Origin of the sequence: Endozoicomonas arenosclerae, assembly GCF_001562015.1 — a bacterium.
GTDB lineage: Bacteria > Pseudomonadota > Gammaproteobacteria > Pseudomonadales > Endozoicomonadaceae > Endozoicomonas_A > Endozoicomonas_A arenosclerae.
The window spans coordinates 1-15,814 of record NZ_LASA01000176.1; the positions used below are offsets into that span (position 1 = coordinate 1).

14 protein-coding genes are annotated in these 15,814 nt (G+C 47.0%); 9 read left to right on the top strand and 5 right to left on the bottom strand.

Annotated features, from left to right (window positions below):
* Both WG89_RS31380 and WG89_RS25720 read left to right on the top strand, forming a co-directional pair.
* A partial coding sequence (locus WG89_RS31380; RefSeq protein ID WP_216638507.1) for a hypothetical protein occupies nucleotides 1-196 on the top strand: 196 nt, incomplete at its 5' end.
* A 201-nt stretch (nucleotides 197-397) separates the two neighbouring features.
* A complete protein-coding gene (locus WG89_RS25720) occupies nucleotides 398-1,204 on the top strand; it encodes a M23 family metallopeptidase (protein WP_062270531.1) in 807 nt (268 codons plus the stop codon).
* Between the two features lie 41 nt (nucleotides 1,205-1,245).
* Here the strand turns inward: WG89_RS25720 and WG89_RS25725 are convergent, their stop codons facing one another.
* Nucleotides 1,246-1,989: a sporulation protein gene (locus tag WG89_RS25725; protein WP_062270541.1), complete on the bottom strand. Its 744-nt coding sequence runs from the start codon at nucleotides 1,987-1,989 to the stop codon at nucleotides 1,246-1,248.
* Between the two features lie 219 nt (nucleotides 1,990-2,208).
* Between WG89_RS25725 and msrA the strand changes: the two genes are divergently transcribed.
* Nucleotides 2,209-2,847, top strand: a complete 639-nt coding sequence (gene msrA / locus WG89_RS25730) for a peptide-methionine (S)-S-oxide reductase MsrA (protein WP_216638559.1) — start codon at nucleotides 2,209-2,211, stop codon at nucleotides 2,845-2,847.
* A gap of 242 nt (nucleotides 2,848-3,089) precedes the next feature.
* Here the strand turns inward: msrA and mnmC are convergent, their stop codons facing one another.
* A complete protein-coding gene (mnmC, locus tag WG89_RS25735) occupies nucleotides 3,090-5,108 on the bottom strand; it encodes a bifunctional tRNA (5-methylaminomethyl-2-thiouridine)(34)-methyltransferase MnmC2/FAD-dependent 5-carboxymethylaminomethyl-2-thiouridine(34) oxidoreductase MnmC1 (RefSeq protein ID WP_062270533.1) in 2,019 nt (672 codons plus the stop codon).
* 306 nt (nucleotides 5,109-5,414) lie between these two features.
* Between mnmC and WG89_RS25740 the strand changes: the two genes are divergently transcribed.
* Nucleotides 5,415-6,140, top strand: coding sequence for an outer membrane protein (locus WG89_RS25740; protein ID WP_079254057.1), 726 nt, complete (start codon nucleotides 5,415-5,417; stop codon nucleotides 6,138-6,140).
* A 163-nt stretch (nucleotides 6,141-6,303) separates the two neighbouring features.
* Here WG89_RS25740 and WG89_RS25745 read toward each other — a convergent pair whose 3' ends face one another.
* Together WG89_RS25745 and WG89_RS25750 are read right to left on the bottom strand one after the other, a co-directional pair.
* On the bottom strand, nucleotides 6,304-7,509 hold the full coding sequence (locus WG89_RS25745) for a glycoside hydrolase family 76 protein (protein ID WP_062270534.1): 1,206 nt from the start codon (nucleotides 7,507-7,509) through the stop codon (nucleotides 6,304-6,306).
* A 106-nt stretch (nucleotides 7,510-7,615) separates the two neighbouring features.
* Complete coding sequence (locus WG89_RS25750) at nucleotides 7,616-8,602, bottom strand: tRNA dihydrouridine synthase (RefSeq protein ID WP_245662985.1); 987 nt, start codon at nucleotides 8,600-8,602, stop codon at nucleotides 7,616-7,618.
* Between the two features lie 691 nt (nucleotides 8,603-9,293).
* Here WG89_RS25750 and WG89_RS25760 point away from each other — a divergent pair.
* The 4 genes from WG89_RS25760 (at nucleotide 9,294) to WG89_RS25775 (ending at nucleotide 13,475) form a co-directional block, all read left to right on the top strand.
* Nucleotides 9,294-9,566 (top strand): OadG family protein, encoded by a 273-nt coding sequence (locus tag WG89_RS25760; RefSeq protein ID WP_062270536.1) that lies wholly within the window; start codon nucleotides 9,294-9,296, stop codon nucleotides 9,564-9,566.
* A gap of 161 nt (nucleotides 9,567-9,727) precedes the next feature.
* Entirely contained in the window at nucleotides 9,728-11,518 is a 1,791-nt protein-coding gene (gene oadA, locus WG89_RS25765; RefSeq protein ID WP_062270537.1) for a sodium-extruding oxaloacetate decarboxylase subunit alpha, read from the top strand.
* A 14-nt stretch (nucleotides 11,519-11,532) separates the two neighbouring features.
* Nucleotides 11,533-12,831: a sodium ion-translocating decarboxylase subunit beta gene (locus WG89_RS25770; protein ID WP_062270538.1), complete on the top strand. Its 1,299-nt coding sequence runs from the start codon at nucleotides 11,533-11,535 to the stop codon at nucleotides 12,829-12,831.
* 185 nt (nucleotides 12,832-13,016) lie between these two features.
* Nucleotides 13,017-13,475: a methylglyoxal synthase gene (locus tag WG89_RS25775; RefSeq protein WP_062270539.1), complete on the top strand. Its 459-nt coding sequence runs from the start codon at nucleotides 13,017-13,019 to the stop codon at nucleotides 13,473-13,475.
* Nucleotides 13,476-13,818: 343 nt separating this feature from the next.
* Here WG89_RS25775 and WG89_RS25780 read toward each other — a convergent pair whose 3' ends face one another.
* Complete coding sequence (locus WG89_RS25780) at nucleotides 13,819-14,220, bottom strand: hypothetical protein (protein WP_153301825.1); 402 nt, start codon at nucleotides 14,218-14,220, stop codon at nucleotides 13,819-13,821.
* Between the two features lie 851 nt (nucleotides 14,221-15,071).
* Between WG89_RS25780 and WG89_RS25785 the strand changes: the two genes are divergently transcribed.
* Nucleotides 15,072-15,814 (top strand): pyruvate formate lyase family protein (locus WG89_RS25785; RefSeq protein ID WP_281177726.1); only part of this gene is annotated, 743 nt, incomplete at its 3' end.

Genomic DNA, 15,814 nt, shown 5'->3' on the forward strand with positions numbered 1-15,814 from the left:
TTACCGTTACGAAGATATGATGACGCCCTATGAAAAGTTTGTTTCTCTGCAAGATGCCCAGCAATACTTGAAGAGCGGAGTCACCCTGAAAAGTTTGGAGGCGAAAGCGCATGTCATGACCGATAATGAAGCGGCACGAAGGCTTCAAAACGCCAGAGAGAACTTACTAACAGTCATCTATGAACGACCAGCCTGAGGCCGGAGTCATGCACTCTTCTTCAGGCTCATTTTTCAATTGGAAAATACTGAATGGGGCTCTATAGAGCCCTGATTCTCCTGAGTGCTTATAAACAGGAAGAAAACAGTTTCCGATACTATTGGTTTCTGATTAAGTAGAGCTAACGTATGTTTTAGCTGGCGCTAAAGTTGATACTCATAAAGTAGACATGGAGTCTTCATGCGTCTAACAGTGTTGTTAATTTCCTGCTTTTTCACCCCGTTTGTTCTGGCTCAGGAGGAGGTTGCACTCCTGAAGTCAAGGTTAATACAGGGGGGCTTTTATGTGGGTCAGGTTGAGCCGGGTACTGAAGTGACCTACAAGAAAAAGTCGGTCAGGGTATCTGAACGTGGTCGCTTTATTGTGGGTTTTGGAAGAGATGCGAGCCTTCAGCAAACAATTTTTCTTAAGGGCAAAGAAGGTCATACAGAGGAGTTCAAACTGAAGCTCACCCAGCGTGAATATAAGATTCAGCGAATCAAGGGCGTAGCAAAAAAGTACGTCAGTCCTGCAGAAAAAGTTCTGGGTCGTATTCGTGATGAAGGGGCCCTGGTTAAATCAGCCAGACAGTATGACTCAGATCTGAATGATTTCTTTACAGGTTTTGATCGCCCCGCAGAAGGGCCTGTGAGTGGTGTCTATGGCAGTCAGCGATATTTTAATGGTGAGCCCAGGCGGCCTCATTTCGGGCTGGATATCGCCGGTCCCGAAGGCGCTTCAGTTATTGCTCCGGCAGACGGTGTGGTCAGAATGGCTGAATCGGATCTCTATTTTTCCGGTGGCACCATCATCGTTGATCATGGTTTTGGTATCACAACCAGTTATCTGCACCTGAGTAAAGTGAATGTTGTTGAGGGACAAAGTGTTGAGCGTGGAGAAACCATTGGTGCAATTGGCGCGACGGGCAGGGTGACCGGAGCTCATCTGGACTGGCGGGCAAACTGGTTTGATGTGCGTCTGGATCCGGCTCTGATGATGCAGGACTAATCGAGGGTAAGGGGATGTCGTACAGACATCCCTATGTTCATTTAAACGGTTAGCATGGGCTCCACAGCTTCGTGAATATCCGTGTCAGAAGCATCCATCGGGAGAGTGAAAGAAAAATATTGGTCGTCACGCAAACTCAAAGATTTGTCCACTTCACCCAGGCAGTGAACTTGCTCGTTCTCCAGAACGAAAGACAGTTCAATTTCCTTGGAGCCCAAAAAGCCCTGTTTCAGAAATTCTATCTCCTGATAGCAACCTGATTGAGATGAGAAATTCGAGCCTTGCAGAAAGCCTTTCTCAACATCTGATTTTACCAGTTCAAAACCAGACTGCTCTATGGCGTGAATGACACCTGCTACTACAGGCAATGGATGAATTTCTATAAAGTCCCGATCGCTTGGATCAACGGCAAACTCAATATCCAGTTGGGTCTCTACCCAGAAACGGCTCTGGTTATTCTGGGTATTGAGTACCGTCACCGGCGTTTCTGCATGGAGAGGCCAGGAGAATGGAATCTGTTGTTCTTCACCAGGCTGAATGTTGAATGAGTCAGTGAGTACCATTTCTCCAAGAGGAAAGGTCTGATAGCTGACACCAGAGTCTGACTCCTCTTTTACTTCGGTATTAAAGGACAGGCTGATGGCAGCGATGGTCTGCTCTACATCGCCACCCTTTACATAAATAGTCCCTGTTAATTCATCTCCCTGGGTCAGGGCGATATTATCCAGTACAGTGTCTACTTTGGCCGCACCAAATCCCAGAGAGGCTTTCAGCTTATCGAACATGCCTGTTTCCATGAAAGTTATAAGGAATCCATTGTCGCTTAGTGGCAGAAGGCTTTTCAATAGGCAGGCTGTTTTTGGTTGAGAGGGTGAAACTTAGGAATGAGTGTCATCGTATAGACAGTCATGGCCAGTAATGAAAATTTCTCTGCCAAAGCCGGTTGAATTTCTGAACTGAAACGCCATAAATCGGTTTAAAGGCACTGAAAAAGGATTAGAGTTTTGTTTGAAAAACATCAGTTACCCCGTGAAGAGGATGCGCTGAAAGGGCGTGATCAAGCCATAGCAGTACCCGGTGAGCATTATGTTAATGGTCATACTATCCAGCCGCCGTTTCCAGGTGAGCTGGAGGTGATTTATCTTGGTATGGGGTGCTTCTGGGGAGCAGAAAGACTGTTCTGGAAACAGGAGGGGGTTTGGAGCACCGCAGTGGGTTATGCAGGTGGCTTCACACCCAATGCTACCTATGAAGAAGTTTGCAGTGGCGGCACTGGTCATGCAGAAGTTGTGCTGGTGGCTTTTGATCCAACGCTAGTCAGCCTGGAAACCTTGCTGAAGCTCTTCTGGGAGTCACATGATCCAACCCAGGGCATGCAGCAGGGCAATGACCGTGGTACCCAATACCGTTCTGTGATTTATACCACTTCTGAAGAACAAATGAAGAAAGCGCGTGAGTCCAGAGATCAGTATCAGGTAGCTCTGGAGGAAGGTCGAAAAGGCGCTATTACTACAGAGATTATTGAAGCACCTGTTTTCTATTATGCAGAAGCCTACCATCAGCAGTATCTGGCTAAAAATCCTGAAGGGTACTGTGGGTTGGGTGGTACGGGTGTTTGTTTGCCACCTTCACTGCAAGGCTAAAACGGTTAGATATTTACTCTGAGTGAGTAATCTACAGGCAAAAAAAACCGGACAGTCTCGAAGAGGGGAGATCTGTCCGGACGCAGTTTGCTGAACGAGTATCCTTAAGGAGTTGTTAACACCGATGCAACTAAAGATAGTCTTGCTTTCGCTGGCGCTCCTTGAGTAAATGTTCGCATGTTTATTCGCATTATCCTTATTTTTGATCGGTTATTACTTATCTTGGGTTAGGTTGTGAAATCTTATATCTGGTTTCGGCTCATGCCCCTCACTAGAAAACGTGTGGGGCTCAGGTGGTTCAGCAGGTCTGAAGTTATGGGTGAACACTCGCCAGACAACTGTGCTGCGAGGAGTTCTCCGGACAGTGGTGCGGTGATCAGTCCCCGGGAACCATGACCGGCATTAATGTATAAACCTTCCAGGTATTTGGGAGTCTGAGTGAAGTGATGCTTCACGTTCTTTCTGAGCATGGCAAAGTCTTCCAGGAACTGTTCCTGGTCAACAATGGTTCCCACCGCAGGCAGGTAGTCAGGCGTTGTGCAACGGAAGCTGGCTCTTCCATCCAGAATAGTTGCCTGCTCTCCCCCGAGGGCATGATAAAGAGCAGGAGCACATTCTTTCTGCATCATCAGGTTTTTCTGATGACCTTCATCGGTGACTTCTGTTGACTCATTATTAAAGTCGAAGGTAGCACCAATGGTATGCTTGCAATGAAAAGCAGGAGCAGCATAACCTTCACCACACACGGTGGTTTTCAGATGTGAGCTTTCTTTTGTCGCTTCAATCTCGGTAATCTGACCCCTGATGTTTTTTAATGGGATGAAATTCATCTGGGGGAGAAGAGTGGACGCTTTTGCACAGGCAATGATGACATGCTGGCTTTGAATACGGTTGCCGCCGTTGAGATTTAAGGTCCAGCCTTTCTCAGCTTTCTCAAGAGACTGCAATTGAGTATTGGTAACAATATTAATGTTCTCATGATGGGCCAGTGTTTGGCAGAACAGGGCAGGGTGAACCCAGCCTGCCTCGGGGAAGTAAAGACCATCCTGTTCAACAGGCAGCCCAGCTACATCAGACAGTTCACTGGCAGTTAAAAAACTCAGTAGATCGTTTGGAAAGTGTTGGGTCAGCTCAAGGTGACGTTTGCGCACTTTTTCATTAATGGCTAACTGGACGACGCCAGACTGCTGCCAGAGTTCCGGTTGTTGACTGACCAATGATTTCAGCAAATGAATTGTATAGAGGTAGCCTTCCGTTATAAATCGGCTGAGCGGTGTCCGGTTGGCTGATAGCTTGGTATACAGAATCCCCTGAGGATTGCCGGATGCCTCTCTGGCCAGACCGTTATGTTGCTCAAGCAGGGTGACTTTCCAGCCTCTTTCAGCCAGTGCCATGGCGGTGCTGCAGCCGGCCAGACCGCCACCCACAATGACAGCGCTTCGATTCGAATCGGATACTTCCGGCTGGAGATTGTCCTGAAACCACAGAGGTTTATTTACCCTGACTTCTGGCTCTTTTATCAGGCGGCCTTTAACCATCTCTCGTTTGTGGCCAAAACCGATGGTTTTTTCAACACTGAATCCCGCTTCACTGAGGCCATCTCTTACTCCTCTGGCTGAAGTGAAAGTGGCATAGGTGGTTTCAAGATGGCTTTTGGCTGCCATAGCTGTGAACAGTTCAGGCTGCCACATGTCCGGGTTTTTAGCAGGGCTGAAGCCGTCCAGAAACCATGCATCGACCTTGCCTTCAAGGTCCGGCAAAGTTTTCAGGACGTCACCCAGACATAGAGTCAGTTTGATCCGACCCATGGCAAAGCTGAAGTGCTGTTGGCCTTCCATGGCTGGCATATAGCATTCTACCAGTGGTTTTGAATATTCCGATAATTCAGGCCACATAGAGAGAGCCTGCTGCAAATCCTTTTGTGAGAGAGGGTATTTTTCTGTCGAAACAAAATGCAGCCTGGCTGTGGCCGGGGCTATCTGTTCAAACAAAGCCCAGGCACAAAGAAAGTTCAGTCCGGTTCCAAACCCGGTTTCACCAATTGTAAAACAATCGTTCTGTTTCAATGCCTCGAAGCGTTCTGGTAAAGCATTGCTGTCAATGAAAACGTGGTGGGTTTCCTTGAGGCCTGAAACGGTCGAAAAGTAGACGTCATCAAAGGTTGTTGAAACCGGCTGGCCGTTTTCTTTCCATTCAAGATCTGCATGAGTGAGGGTTTGTGAGGTGGGCTGCTGTGGCTCAGATGAAGCTTTTTTACTCATGCAGTGTCTCGAAATCAGGTATTTCGTGGTTGGATCGACCAGTATCCGGTTTGAAACCGCAGGGTCTATACGCAGTTTACCGAGCTTCGATCGAGAGTCTATAGAGGACGGCGAATCTACCGCTGGCCATATGGGTTGTCAATTAATGCAGAAATGAACTGATTTTCAAAGCCTTCATCTCTATCTGCTTTCAAAAAGACAAACCTTTCCAACCTGCAATCTTCAGGAAAGTTCCAGGCAATGGTGAGCCTGCATAATGCACTCAACACTGAATAGTTAAGTGCAGACATAATAAGGAATAATAAAATGAAAGCTTCCTACCAAAAGCCACAATCTTCATCCGCTCTTTTCAAAGCAGCCTTCGCTCTGACAGTGTCAGCGGCTCTGAGTACTCAGGCTGTAGCTGCTGAATCTGCAGTTGAAGAGGGTTATTACGCTTCTCTGGGTTATCAATCAGCCAATGTAAAAGCAGAGGGGATGGAAAACAGTTTGCGCCCCGGTATTGGCAGTTTTGTCAAAGGGGATGATCAGGATAAAGCGAACGCAGTTTCCATTGCTTTGGGTTATGATTTTGGTAACAACTGGCGCCTTGAAGGTGAATACACTTCAGCTCAGGAAGTCCACTTTACCAGTGGTTCCAGTATTTTTTCCGGTAGCTTGAATAACCATTACGCGGAATCTGAGCGGGTAATGTTTAACGTTTATCGTGATTTAAAACTCAAGGGCGGTTTTTCAGTTTATGCCACCGGTGGGCTCGGTGTCGCTAAAATTGAATCCAGTGGCTGGCAAGGCAATTCCTCCAGACAATACCATTCAAATACAGATACCAACCTGATTTATGCCCTGGGAGTGGGTGTTGGCTATGAGCCTGTGGAGAATGTGAACTTTTCTCTGGGCTATCGCTATGTCGATTTAGGGAAGGTAGAGAGTGGAATGAATGCCTTTGGAAACTCGAGAAACCTTCAGGATGAGCAGATGCGAGCTCACCTGTATTCCAGCGAATATTCATTGAGCGTTCGCTACACTTTTTAAGAATATTGCCCTGGCAGCAGATTGGATCACTGGTACAGCCAAGCGTTAATAGTCGTACATACTCTGTTCATCCTGAGCTTGTCGAAGGATGCTGGTAATGCACTTCGACAAGCTCTGTGCGAACGGTATGGGATTGAGCGCTTATCTGCACTAGTTTAAAGCTTTAAAGTTCTGACTTTGCAGGGAATCGTTTCTGACAGACTTTGGCTGTGTTAAGGAGATCAAGTCCTGAGAAGGTCGTAGTGGACGAGACCCTGTTGCCAGCAACCAGACAGTCATGATCCCAGAGATAGGGCAGCATTGGCCCACCTTTATACTGACAGTGATGGCTCCACAGGCTTTGGGTATTCTTCTCTACAAAATCACACATGAATCTGGCATCTTTGTCAGTAGCTAGAGGTATTACCTCTCCTACATGACGCATGAAGGCGCCTTTGAAGGCAGGGGTGTCTGTGTTGACCTTAAAATCTTCCGGGATCAGTTCAACCAGAATACCATCTTGGGTCACCAGCTTGTTGTCCGGATCAGAAACCGCTCTGAAAATGGACATGGCCTGGGTGTAATACTTCTGATCTGACAGTGCCTTGCCGAGTTTTACCAGTCCATCCAGTACAACGCCCTGGTTGTAAGTCCAAGTATTCTGTCCATTGTTAACACAGGTACGATCGGGCAGTATTTTCAAACCGTCGTTAATCAGAGAGTCCTCATTAATCATATGACTGCCCATCAACCAGTCGGCGGCTTTTTTGGCTTCATCCAGATAGGTTTGTTCTTTCTTAACTTGGTACAGTTCGATGGCCAGTGTGAGGTATAACTCATTGGTAATGGCGTTTTTATAGGACCTGTTTAAATCCCACCAGACCCCACCGCCACAGGTTGAATCCCAGTATTTTTCTCGAATATCGTCATAGACGTCAATGGCCACCTGAAGATACTCGTTGTGAGAGGTGTTGTATTGATAGGCCCTGACAAAGGCCAGTGCCCACCAGAGCCTGTCGCCGTTTCCCTGTTCAAACAGTTTACCCGTCTCAAGACCGAGCTCTGCTTTCAGTTCATAGGGCACAGAGCCTCGGTCTATTGAAAAGTCGGTGACGTTAAATGAAACTTTATAATTCAATAAAGTATGGAAGGAGACAGCATCCAGCCACATGCTCCTTTCACGTAATAGTCCGCAGGTGCCCGGTTGATAAAGCCAGGAAGGGCCTGCAGCAACATCCTTGCAGTAATAACCAACCTGTTGATTATTGACCAGGTCATGAACGTCTTTGTCTGAATAGTTGGCGGCTTTGAGATTTAAGCAGAGGACTAAAGTGAGTGAAAAAACGAGCCAGTAGAAAGAAACTTTTGAGAGAGAAGTATGAGTCATCATGAGAAGGCTGCAAACGATAGAAAGTTGAATGAGCCTTATAAAGATAGTTCTAAGAACTTGTTTGTGGGGTGACGGGGCAATAATTTCTGAATATTGCCCCGGATTTTCAAGAGGCCTTCTGAATAATCTGAGAGAGTGTCTGCAGGCAGGTTTCCCGTTTAACTTTGTCAAACAATACCTGGGCATTGGCTGAGCTTTTACTCATCATACTTAGCCATTGCTTGAGTCTGCCATCCAGATAGCGTCGCGGATTATTGATGAAATAGGGATGTTCCTGTTCGGGTGTTTCAGGTGCGGTTACTACCTTTTCAGTAAACCGTTTGATCAACGAGAGTGAGCGTGCCCAGCGTTCATCCATGCATTGAGTGTTCTGGCTGGCGACAATGGCCGCAGGCAAATCAGGATCGCGGAGAATACCCCGGCCAATCATGATGTTCTGACAGCCCGATACTTCCCGACAGCGATGAGCATCTTCAATGGTAAAAATATCACCGTTAGCCACCAGTGGAATAGACAGGTTTTCACGCAGATGAACCAATTCTTGCCAGTGAGCAGGAGGCTTGTATCCCTGGAGTTTGGTTCTGGCATGCACTACCACTGAGTTGGCACCTGCACTTTCAATGGCCCTGGCATTCTCCAGAGCTAAATCACTGTCCAGATAGCCCAACCTCATTTTTGCACTGACCGGGATGTCTGCAGGGACTGCTTCTCGAACAGCAGAGACGATTTCATGAATCAGCTCTGGCTCTTTTAGCAGGACGGCTCCACCTTTATGTCGATTGACGGTTTTGGCAGGGCAGCCAAAGTTCAGATCGATACCCAGAGCACCAAGTCTTGCAGCCTTGGCGGCGTTATAGGCCAGCATTTCAGGATTATTGCCCAGAAACTGGATGTGGACCGGAGTGCCGCCTCGAGTTCTGCACCCATGCTTAAGTTCCGGACAGATCCTGTGGAATGTCTGGGTGGGCAGTCGTGTATCGGTGATTCGAATAAACTCTGTCACGCACAGGTCAATGCCTCCGGCTTCTGTCAGCAGTTCTCGAAGCAGGTAGTCTACGACGCCTTCCATAGGTGCCAGGGTAATGGTGCTCATGAATGAATCGGTTATCGCTGTTTGGCAAACGCGACAATTTAACAGAAATTCCGGTGCCTACAAGTCGTAACTACTGCATCAGTATGGGTTTGGTATTTGCATTTTTATTTCCAGATAGGGTCGTTCACATATAGTTTACACGGACGTTTTAAATGCAGGATTGGCTGAGTAGGGTGTAGTGCTGGAAGAGTCACTTTTTCATGATCTTCGCCAGGTGGCTGAAATTGTTCTGGAAACTGAGCGCTTTTGGTAAATTGCTTATTTTTCCCTGACAGGGTAAATTTGCGGGGCGATGTCTCTGGACTGAGTGAAATGCGGCTCGAAGTGGCGGTTGTGTTTGAATTTATATTCTATTTTGTGAAATATAATTCATTTTTCGAGCTGAGATTGACTCTGTTCATGCAGACAGAATCTTTGCTTCGGGGGGAGCAGGCTTCTGTCATGTTATGCCGGAGCGTAGTGGGGGGTAATGTCCCTGAGCGGTTTTCTATCAGAAGCTGAGGTATAAAACTCACCTGCCTGAGAGAAAGCGGCACCACAGCAACAGCCATAATAAGAACAAACTTTTTTGCACTCTGAGAGAGGCGAAGAAGTTTAAACGTAAAACAGCCGTGAGTGAGTCATGTTGTGCGTCGCACGGATGATGTAAAAGAGTTTACGGTAATAACTATAACAAAGGATCCAGCTGACTATGTCTCCATCTGATCTTTTGTCAGAAGGCCTGAGCCTGATGGCTTTTGGAATGGGTTTTGTTTTCCTGTTCCTGACTGCTCTGGTGATTATCACCTCTTTGATGTCTCGGGTTATCGGGCGATTCTTTCCTGACCCTGTACCTGCCAGCCCTGTTTCTGCCCGGCAATCAGCCAGACCTGATGCCAATCAATACGACACCGAGCTGGTGGCGGCAATTTCTGCGGCCATTCGTATGCATCGCGCCAGAGAGCCTGGCTCAAAGAATACATAAAACAAATAAGTCAGGCGTAAGAGCTGCCTGATGGCTCTGAGGCAGAAGCAGCCTTGAGCTCAATATAGCCCTGCGCTGAAAACAGCCCTGGTGCTAAAAAAACATAAAAATTTTTAACAAGAATTAAAAATCGATTCTGGCCTGTTTGGGGGAATACGCCAATGTTTGACGTAAAACCGCTGGAAATAACGGACGTAGTGCTACGCGATGCTCACCAGTCGCTGTTCGCTACCCGTCTCCGTCTTGAAGATATGTTGCCCATTGCTGAAAAGCTGGACCAGATTGGTTACTGGTCTCTGGAGACTTGGGGTGGAGCAACATTTGACGCCTGTATCCGCTTTCTTGGAGAAGATCCATGGGAGCGTCTGAGAGCCCTGAAAAAAGCCATGCCCAATACTCGTCAGCAGATGTTGCTGAGAGGGCAGAACCTGCTGGGTTATCGCCATTATGCTGATGACGTTGTCGACAAGTTTGTCGAGCGTGCTGTTGCGAATGGTATGGATGTGTTCCGTGTTTTTGATGCGATGAACGATCCTCGCAACCTTGCCCAGGCTATGGCGGCTGTAAAGCGTGAGGGTGCCCACGCCCAAGGCACCATCTCTTACACGACCAGTCCTGTACATACCATGAACAACTGGATTGATCTGGCCAAGCAGATTGAGGACATGGGTGCGGACTCTCTCTGCATCAAAGACATGTCCGGCATCATTTCTCCAACGGATGCCTATGATCTGGTTTCAAGATTGAAGCAAGAAACAGACTTTGAAATTCAGTTGCATTGCCATGCCACGTCCGGACTCTCTTCAATGTCTCTGCTCAAAGCCATTGAAGCCGGGATTGATCGTGTTGATACCGCGATTTCTTCTATGTCCAGCACCTATGGTCACTCTCCAACAGAAGCCATTGTTGCTGCACTGGCAGGCACCGAAAGAGACACCAACCTTGATCTGAACAAACTGGAAGAAGTGGCTGCTTACTTCCGTGAAGTACGTAAGAAATACGCCAAGTTTGAAGGTGCCCTGAAAGGCGTCGATGCTCGTATTCTGGTGGCTCAGGTGCCCGGTGGCATGCTGACCAATATGGAAAACCAGCTGAGAGAGCAGGGTGCAAGCGACAAGTTTGACGATGTTTTGCAGGAGATCCCCCGTGTCAGGGAAGATCTGGGCTACATCCCACTGGTGACTCCAACATCCCAGATTGTAGGTACTCAGGCCGTTCTCAATGTACTAACGGGCGAACGCTACAAGAGTATTTCAAAAGAAACCCAGGGCATTCTGAAAGGCGAATACGGTGCTGCGCCAGCTCCTTTCAATGCAGAACTGCAGGCCAAAGTACTGGACGGTGCTGAACCAGTGACCTGTCGTCCAGCGGATCTTCTGGTAGCAGAAATGGATAAGCTGTCGACTGAACTGGAAGGCATTGCCAAAGAAAAATCCATTCAGCTGGCAGAGCAGACGGTTGATGATGTTTTGACTTATGCTCTGTTCCCACAGGTAGGTCTTAAATTCCTGGAAAACCGTGGTAATCCCGATGCCTTTGAACCGGCTCCGGGTTCAGAAGCTGATAAAGCAGAACAGTCAGCAGCATCAGCAAATACTGAAGGTGATAGCGGCGTTTATACCGTTAAAGTCAATGGCAACAGTTATGTCGTTGAAGTGAGTGATGGCGGCGACGTTACCTCTATCAATCAAACAGCTATCACCAGTCAGCCTGTCGCTGTTGATGCTCCTGTTGGTGACGGTGAGCCTTTGCCTGCTCCTCTGGCCGGTAATATCTGGAAAGTGCATGTCACTCCGGGTCAGGAAGTCCAGGAAGGTGATGTACTGCTGATTCTGGAAGCCATGAAAATGGAAACGGAAGTTCGTGCCCCCCATGGCGGCAAGATCTCTTCAGTAGGTGTTCGTGAAGGCGACAGTGTTGCAGTAGGCGACACTCTGCTGGCCATTGCCTGATAAGGAGCGAAGTTATGGATAAGCTTCTTAACCTGTGGCACGGGTCAGGGCTTTACAACATGACCGGCGGTCAGCTGGCAATGATTCTTGTTTGTCTGGGATTGTTATACCTGGCCATTCGCAAGGAATTTGAGCCGCTGTTGCTGGTGCCAATCGGGTTTGGCGGCATTCTGGCCAATATTCCTGAAGCGGGTCTGGCCTATTCAGCGATTGAAATAGCGGTGCATCAGGCCAAACCGGAAGTGATGCAGGTGATTTCAAACCTGCTTGGTTCAGAAGGGCTTGCCGGTAAAGAGTTGTTGGCGGCGTATGCGGCAGCAGGCAGTGCTGTGCAAATGTCCATTGATGGTGTGGTGTCAGATGCTGGTTACAACAACGGTGTGCTTTACCAGTTCTACTCTGTAGCGATTGGCAGCGGTATTGCTCCTCTGCTGATATTTATGGGTGTAGGCGCCATGACTGATTTTGGTCCTCTGCTGGCCAATCCGAAAACCCTGTTCCTGGGGGCTGCAGCCCAGTTTGGTATCTTTGCCACTGTGCTAGGTGCCGTCCTGTTGAATATGACGGGGATTATGGATTTCAGTCTGTCGGATGCAGCAGCTATTGGTATCATCGGGGGTGCTGATGGTCCAACAGCTATTTATGTGTCCAGCGTTCTGGCTCCACACTTGTTGGGTGCTATCGCAGTCGCAGCGTACTCGTATATGGCACTGGTACCATTGATTCAGCCACCCATCATGCGTGCACTGACCACAGAAGAAGAGCGTAAAATCGTTATGACTCAGCTTCGTACCGTCAGCAAAACAGAGAAAATTGTCTTTCCTCTGTTGCTGCTGGTTCTGGTTGCGCTGCTGCTCCCCGACGCGGCTCCACTATTAGGGATGTTCTGTTTTGGTAATCTGCTGAAAGAGTGTGGTGTTGTTGAGCGTTTGTCTGACACAGCTCAGAATGCGCTGATCAACATTGTGACCATCTTCCTGGGGCTCTCTGTAGGTTCCAAGTTGGTGGCTGACAAGTTCCTGCAAACTGAAACCCTGGGTATTCTCTCTCTGGGTGTCATCGCTTTTGCTATTGGTACCGCTACAGGTGTCCTGATGGCCAAGCTGATGAACCTGCTTAGCAAGAATAAAGTGAACCCTCTGATCGGTTCAGCAGGCGTATCTGCGGTGCCTATGGCGGCAAGGGTGTCTAACAAGATGGGGCTTGAGGCTAACCCTCAGAACTTCTTATTGATGCATGCGATGGGTCCAAACGTTGCTGGTGTGATTGGCTCTGCGGTCGCAGCCGGTGTCATGATCAAGTATCTGAGTTAACACTCACCTCTGTGCGGATATAGCTGGGTTATAAGCTCAGCTATATCCTCCTTTCTTTCCTATTCTGTCTGCTTTTTATTCGATCTGAAGCTTTTTCAACTCCCTGCATGGATACTGTTTGACAGCGGCGGTGTCAACAGTTACATATTCCAGTCACCTTTTTTGTCAGTATTGGAATATTCTCTATGGAATATAAAACACATGTCGTTCCAGTGAAGAAGAACATTGCACTGGTAGCCCACGACAAGAAGAAGGAAGAGTTGCTGGAGTGGGCTATGCGTCATCGTGATGAGCTGGCCAATCATCAGTTGTATGCTACTGGCACCACAGGAAGCCTGCTTGAGAAAGAATTGTCGCTGCCTATCAAGAAGTTTATCAGTGGTCCTCTGGGTGGTGATCAGCAGATTGGTGCCTTGATCTCGGAAAATCAGCTCGACCTGTTGGTTTTCTTCTGGGATCCCTTTGAGTCTCAGCCTCATGATCCGGATGTGAAAGCCTTGTTAAGAATTGCAGCAGTCTGGAATATTCCAGTAGCCTGTAATCAGAGTTCTGCTGAATTTATCTTTTCTTCACAAATGATGGGGCAGAGTCATGAGAGGAAAATACCGGACTATGATCATTATCTGAAATCCAGAGCTTTTTGATAGAAGCCTACCCCGGTTTTCATTGACTGCCTGTCGGAAATGCAGTCTGGAATTTCAGTCGCATTTCCGTAGGTATGGATTATAAAAATTAAGACGAATTATCCGGAAAGAAAGCGTTAAATCTCTGTCCCGATTGGATTGGAGTACCAGTACCTGCTTGATCAACCGTTTTGGCGTTGACCACTAAAATTCCAACTCTGATAAATAGCTCATCAACAGATAAAAATAATTAGAGCGAATCTCGATTTCCTGGCAAAGGAGGTGAGTTTTTTACGGCAAAAAAATTGCCCGTAAATGTTTACGGGCAATCAATTTTTGAAGAAATTCCGGGAAACGTCAGCCTTTATAGTGCGGCAGTATCTACGCTTTCATTTCCAATAGCAGATTCATAGTGACGACGTTTTTTATAGGTCACTTTTGGAGAGCGGGAAGCTTTCGGCTCTTCCATAAGAGTCTGGCACTCAATGGGTTTTTGAGGGGTAGTTCTGATTGAATAATTCTGATGACGATGGTTTTGAGTTAAAGGTGGTTGATACGGTTCAGGCTGGAACTCGACGTCATCATTGATGAAATGGTCGGCTTCGGTGGACAGGGTTTCCTGATCCTGACCCTCTTCCTGCATATTCAGACGCATTCGGTAAGGGTGGCCATAGCCTCTTCTTCTGCGGGGCTTATGCGATTTTGGCTCGGGTGGTTTTAAGCCAGTGAATTGTTCATAAACAGTGGCGTAAATGTATTTGCTCATTACTGCCTCCAAAGGAGATTCATCCCGGAAAATTAAATTGTTTATTTATGAGACGATGGTATTAAATCTCCATTAACGCATGTATAGGTAACAATACCTAAATAAAAAAGGCAGTACCTAGTAACTGGAAATGAAGAATTAAGTCGTTTTATTAACGATATATTAATTAATGACCATGATTGATATGACGCTTCTATAATGGCGCATTAATGTTTGGAGGCAATGATAGCAGTYGAGTATTTTTGAGGTTGCTTATTTAAATAATATTTTTGCATTTTGAAATTTTGTTAATAACTATTTAATTAAAATAGAATCGATTAAAAATGCGATCTGGACTTTAAAACGCTCTTAAGTTGATTTGATTATATAGCGGCAAGATTAATATATGCATAACTTTTAGAGAGTGATTTTTGTGGTTTTCTTTGTTTATCTTTGAACCCTGCTGTTATGTTTTGGTGTAACTCTTTTTGGTTGGGTTTGTGCTACTTTTTGCCCATGATGAATAAGTTTTTAGTCGTATAACTATTCTTCAGGAGTAAAAATTAGTTATGTGTCTTAATAGGTATTGGTCCCAATAGTAGAAAATAATTAGTTAATATATTTTGTAAATCAATGAGAGACAGTTTTCATCGGGCAGAAAGGCGGTCATCCTGACACTGCGATGCATAAGTAACTGTTATTATAATGAGTTGTCGAAGTCGGTTTTTGACTCAGCTCAACACACATGCATCTTTCCTTTCTGCTTCGTCCGGTCTTTATTTTTGATGTGACGAATCATCGGCTGACCCGTCAGTTTACTCGCCACGTCTAACACTTCATTACGGATTTTCAAACACGAGGAGCTGCCATCAATGAGCACTCAAGCCAAAGAACTCCCTGCAGGATGGGAAGGATTTGCTCAGGGTGAATGGACCGAGAGCGTTAATATTCGGGACTTTATCCAGAAAAACTATACCCCGTATGAAGGCGGCGATGACTTCCTCGCTGACGCCACAGAAGCCACCAGTCGTCTCTGGGACGATGTTATGGAGGGTATCAAGGAAGAGAACCGTACTCACGCCCCCATCGATTTTGACCACGACCTGCCTTCTACTATTACTTCCCATGAAGCCGGTTACATTCAGAAAGATCTGGAAAAGATTGTTGGTCTGCAGACTGACAAGCCTCTGAAAAGGGCTCTTATTGCCAACGGTGGTATCCGTATGGTGGAAACTTCCTGTGAAGTTTACGGGAAGCAGCTGGATCCCATGGTGAAGAAAATCTTCACCGAGTACCGCAAGACTCACAATGCCGGTGTATTTGACGTTTATACACCCTCTATTCGTAATTGCCGTAAGTCCGGTGTTATCACAGGACTGCCAGATGCCTACGGTCGTGGCCGGATTATTGGTGACTACCGTCGCATAGCTCTGTACGGTATTGATCGTCTGATTGCTGACAAGAAAGTACAGCACGGTGAACTGGATGCGGTTCTGGAATCCGGAGAAAACCTGGAGCAAACCATTCAGCTGCGTGAAGAGATCATGGAGCAGATTCGTGCCCTGATGCAGATGAAGGAAATGGCGGCCAGCTATGGTTGTGACATCAGCCAGCC

Coding starts and splice junctions, on each gene's coding strand:
- WG89_RS25720 (WP_062270531.1), top strand. CDS start 398: ATGCGTCTAACAGTGTTGTTAATTTCCTGCTTTTTCACCCCGTTTGTT.
- WG89_RS25725 (WP_062270541.1), bottom strand. CDS start 1,989: ATGTTCGATAAGCTGAAAGCCTCTCTGGGATTTGGTGCGGCCAAAGTA.
- mnmC (WP_062270533.1), bottom strand. CDS start 5,108: ATGAGTAAAAAAGCTTCATCTGAGCCACAGCAGCCCACCTCACAAACC.
- WG89_RS25740 (WP_079254057.1), top strand. CDS start 5,415: ATGAAAGCTTCCTACCAAAAGCCACAATCTTCATCCGCTCTTTTCAAA.
- WG89_RS25745 (WP_062270534.1), bottom strand. CDS start 7,509: ATGATGACTCATACTTCTCTCTCAAAAGTTTCTTTCTACTGGCTCGTT.
- WG89_RS25750 (WP_245662985.1), bottom strand. CDS start 8,602: ATGAGCACCATTACCCTGGCACCTATGGAAGGCGTCGTAGACTACCTG.
- WG89_RS25760 (WP_062270536.1), top strand. CDS start 9,294: ATGTCTCCATCTGATCTTTTGTCAGAAGGCCTGAGCCTGATGGCTTTT.
- oadA (WP_062270537.1), top strand. CDS start 9,728: ATGTTTGACGTAAAACCGCTGGAAATAACGGACGTAGTGCTACGCGAT.
- WG89_RS25770 (WP_062270538.1), top strand. CDS start 11,533: ATGGATAAGCTTCTTAACCTGTGGCACGGGTCAGGGCTTTACAACATG.
- WG89_RS25775 (WP_062270539.1), top strand. CDS start 13,017: ATGGAATATAAAACACATGTCGTTCCAGTGAAGAAGAACATTGCACTG.
- WG89_RS25780 (WP_153301825.1), bottom strand. CDS start 14,220: ATGAGCAAATACATTTACGCCACTGTTTATGAACAATTCACTGGCTTA.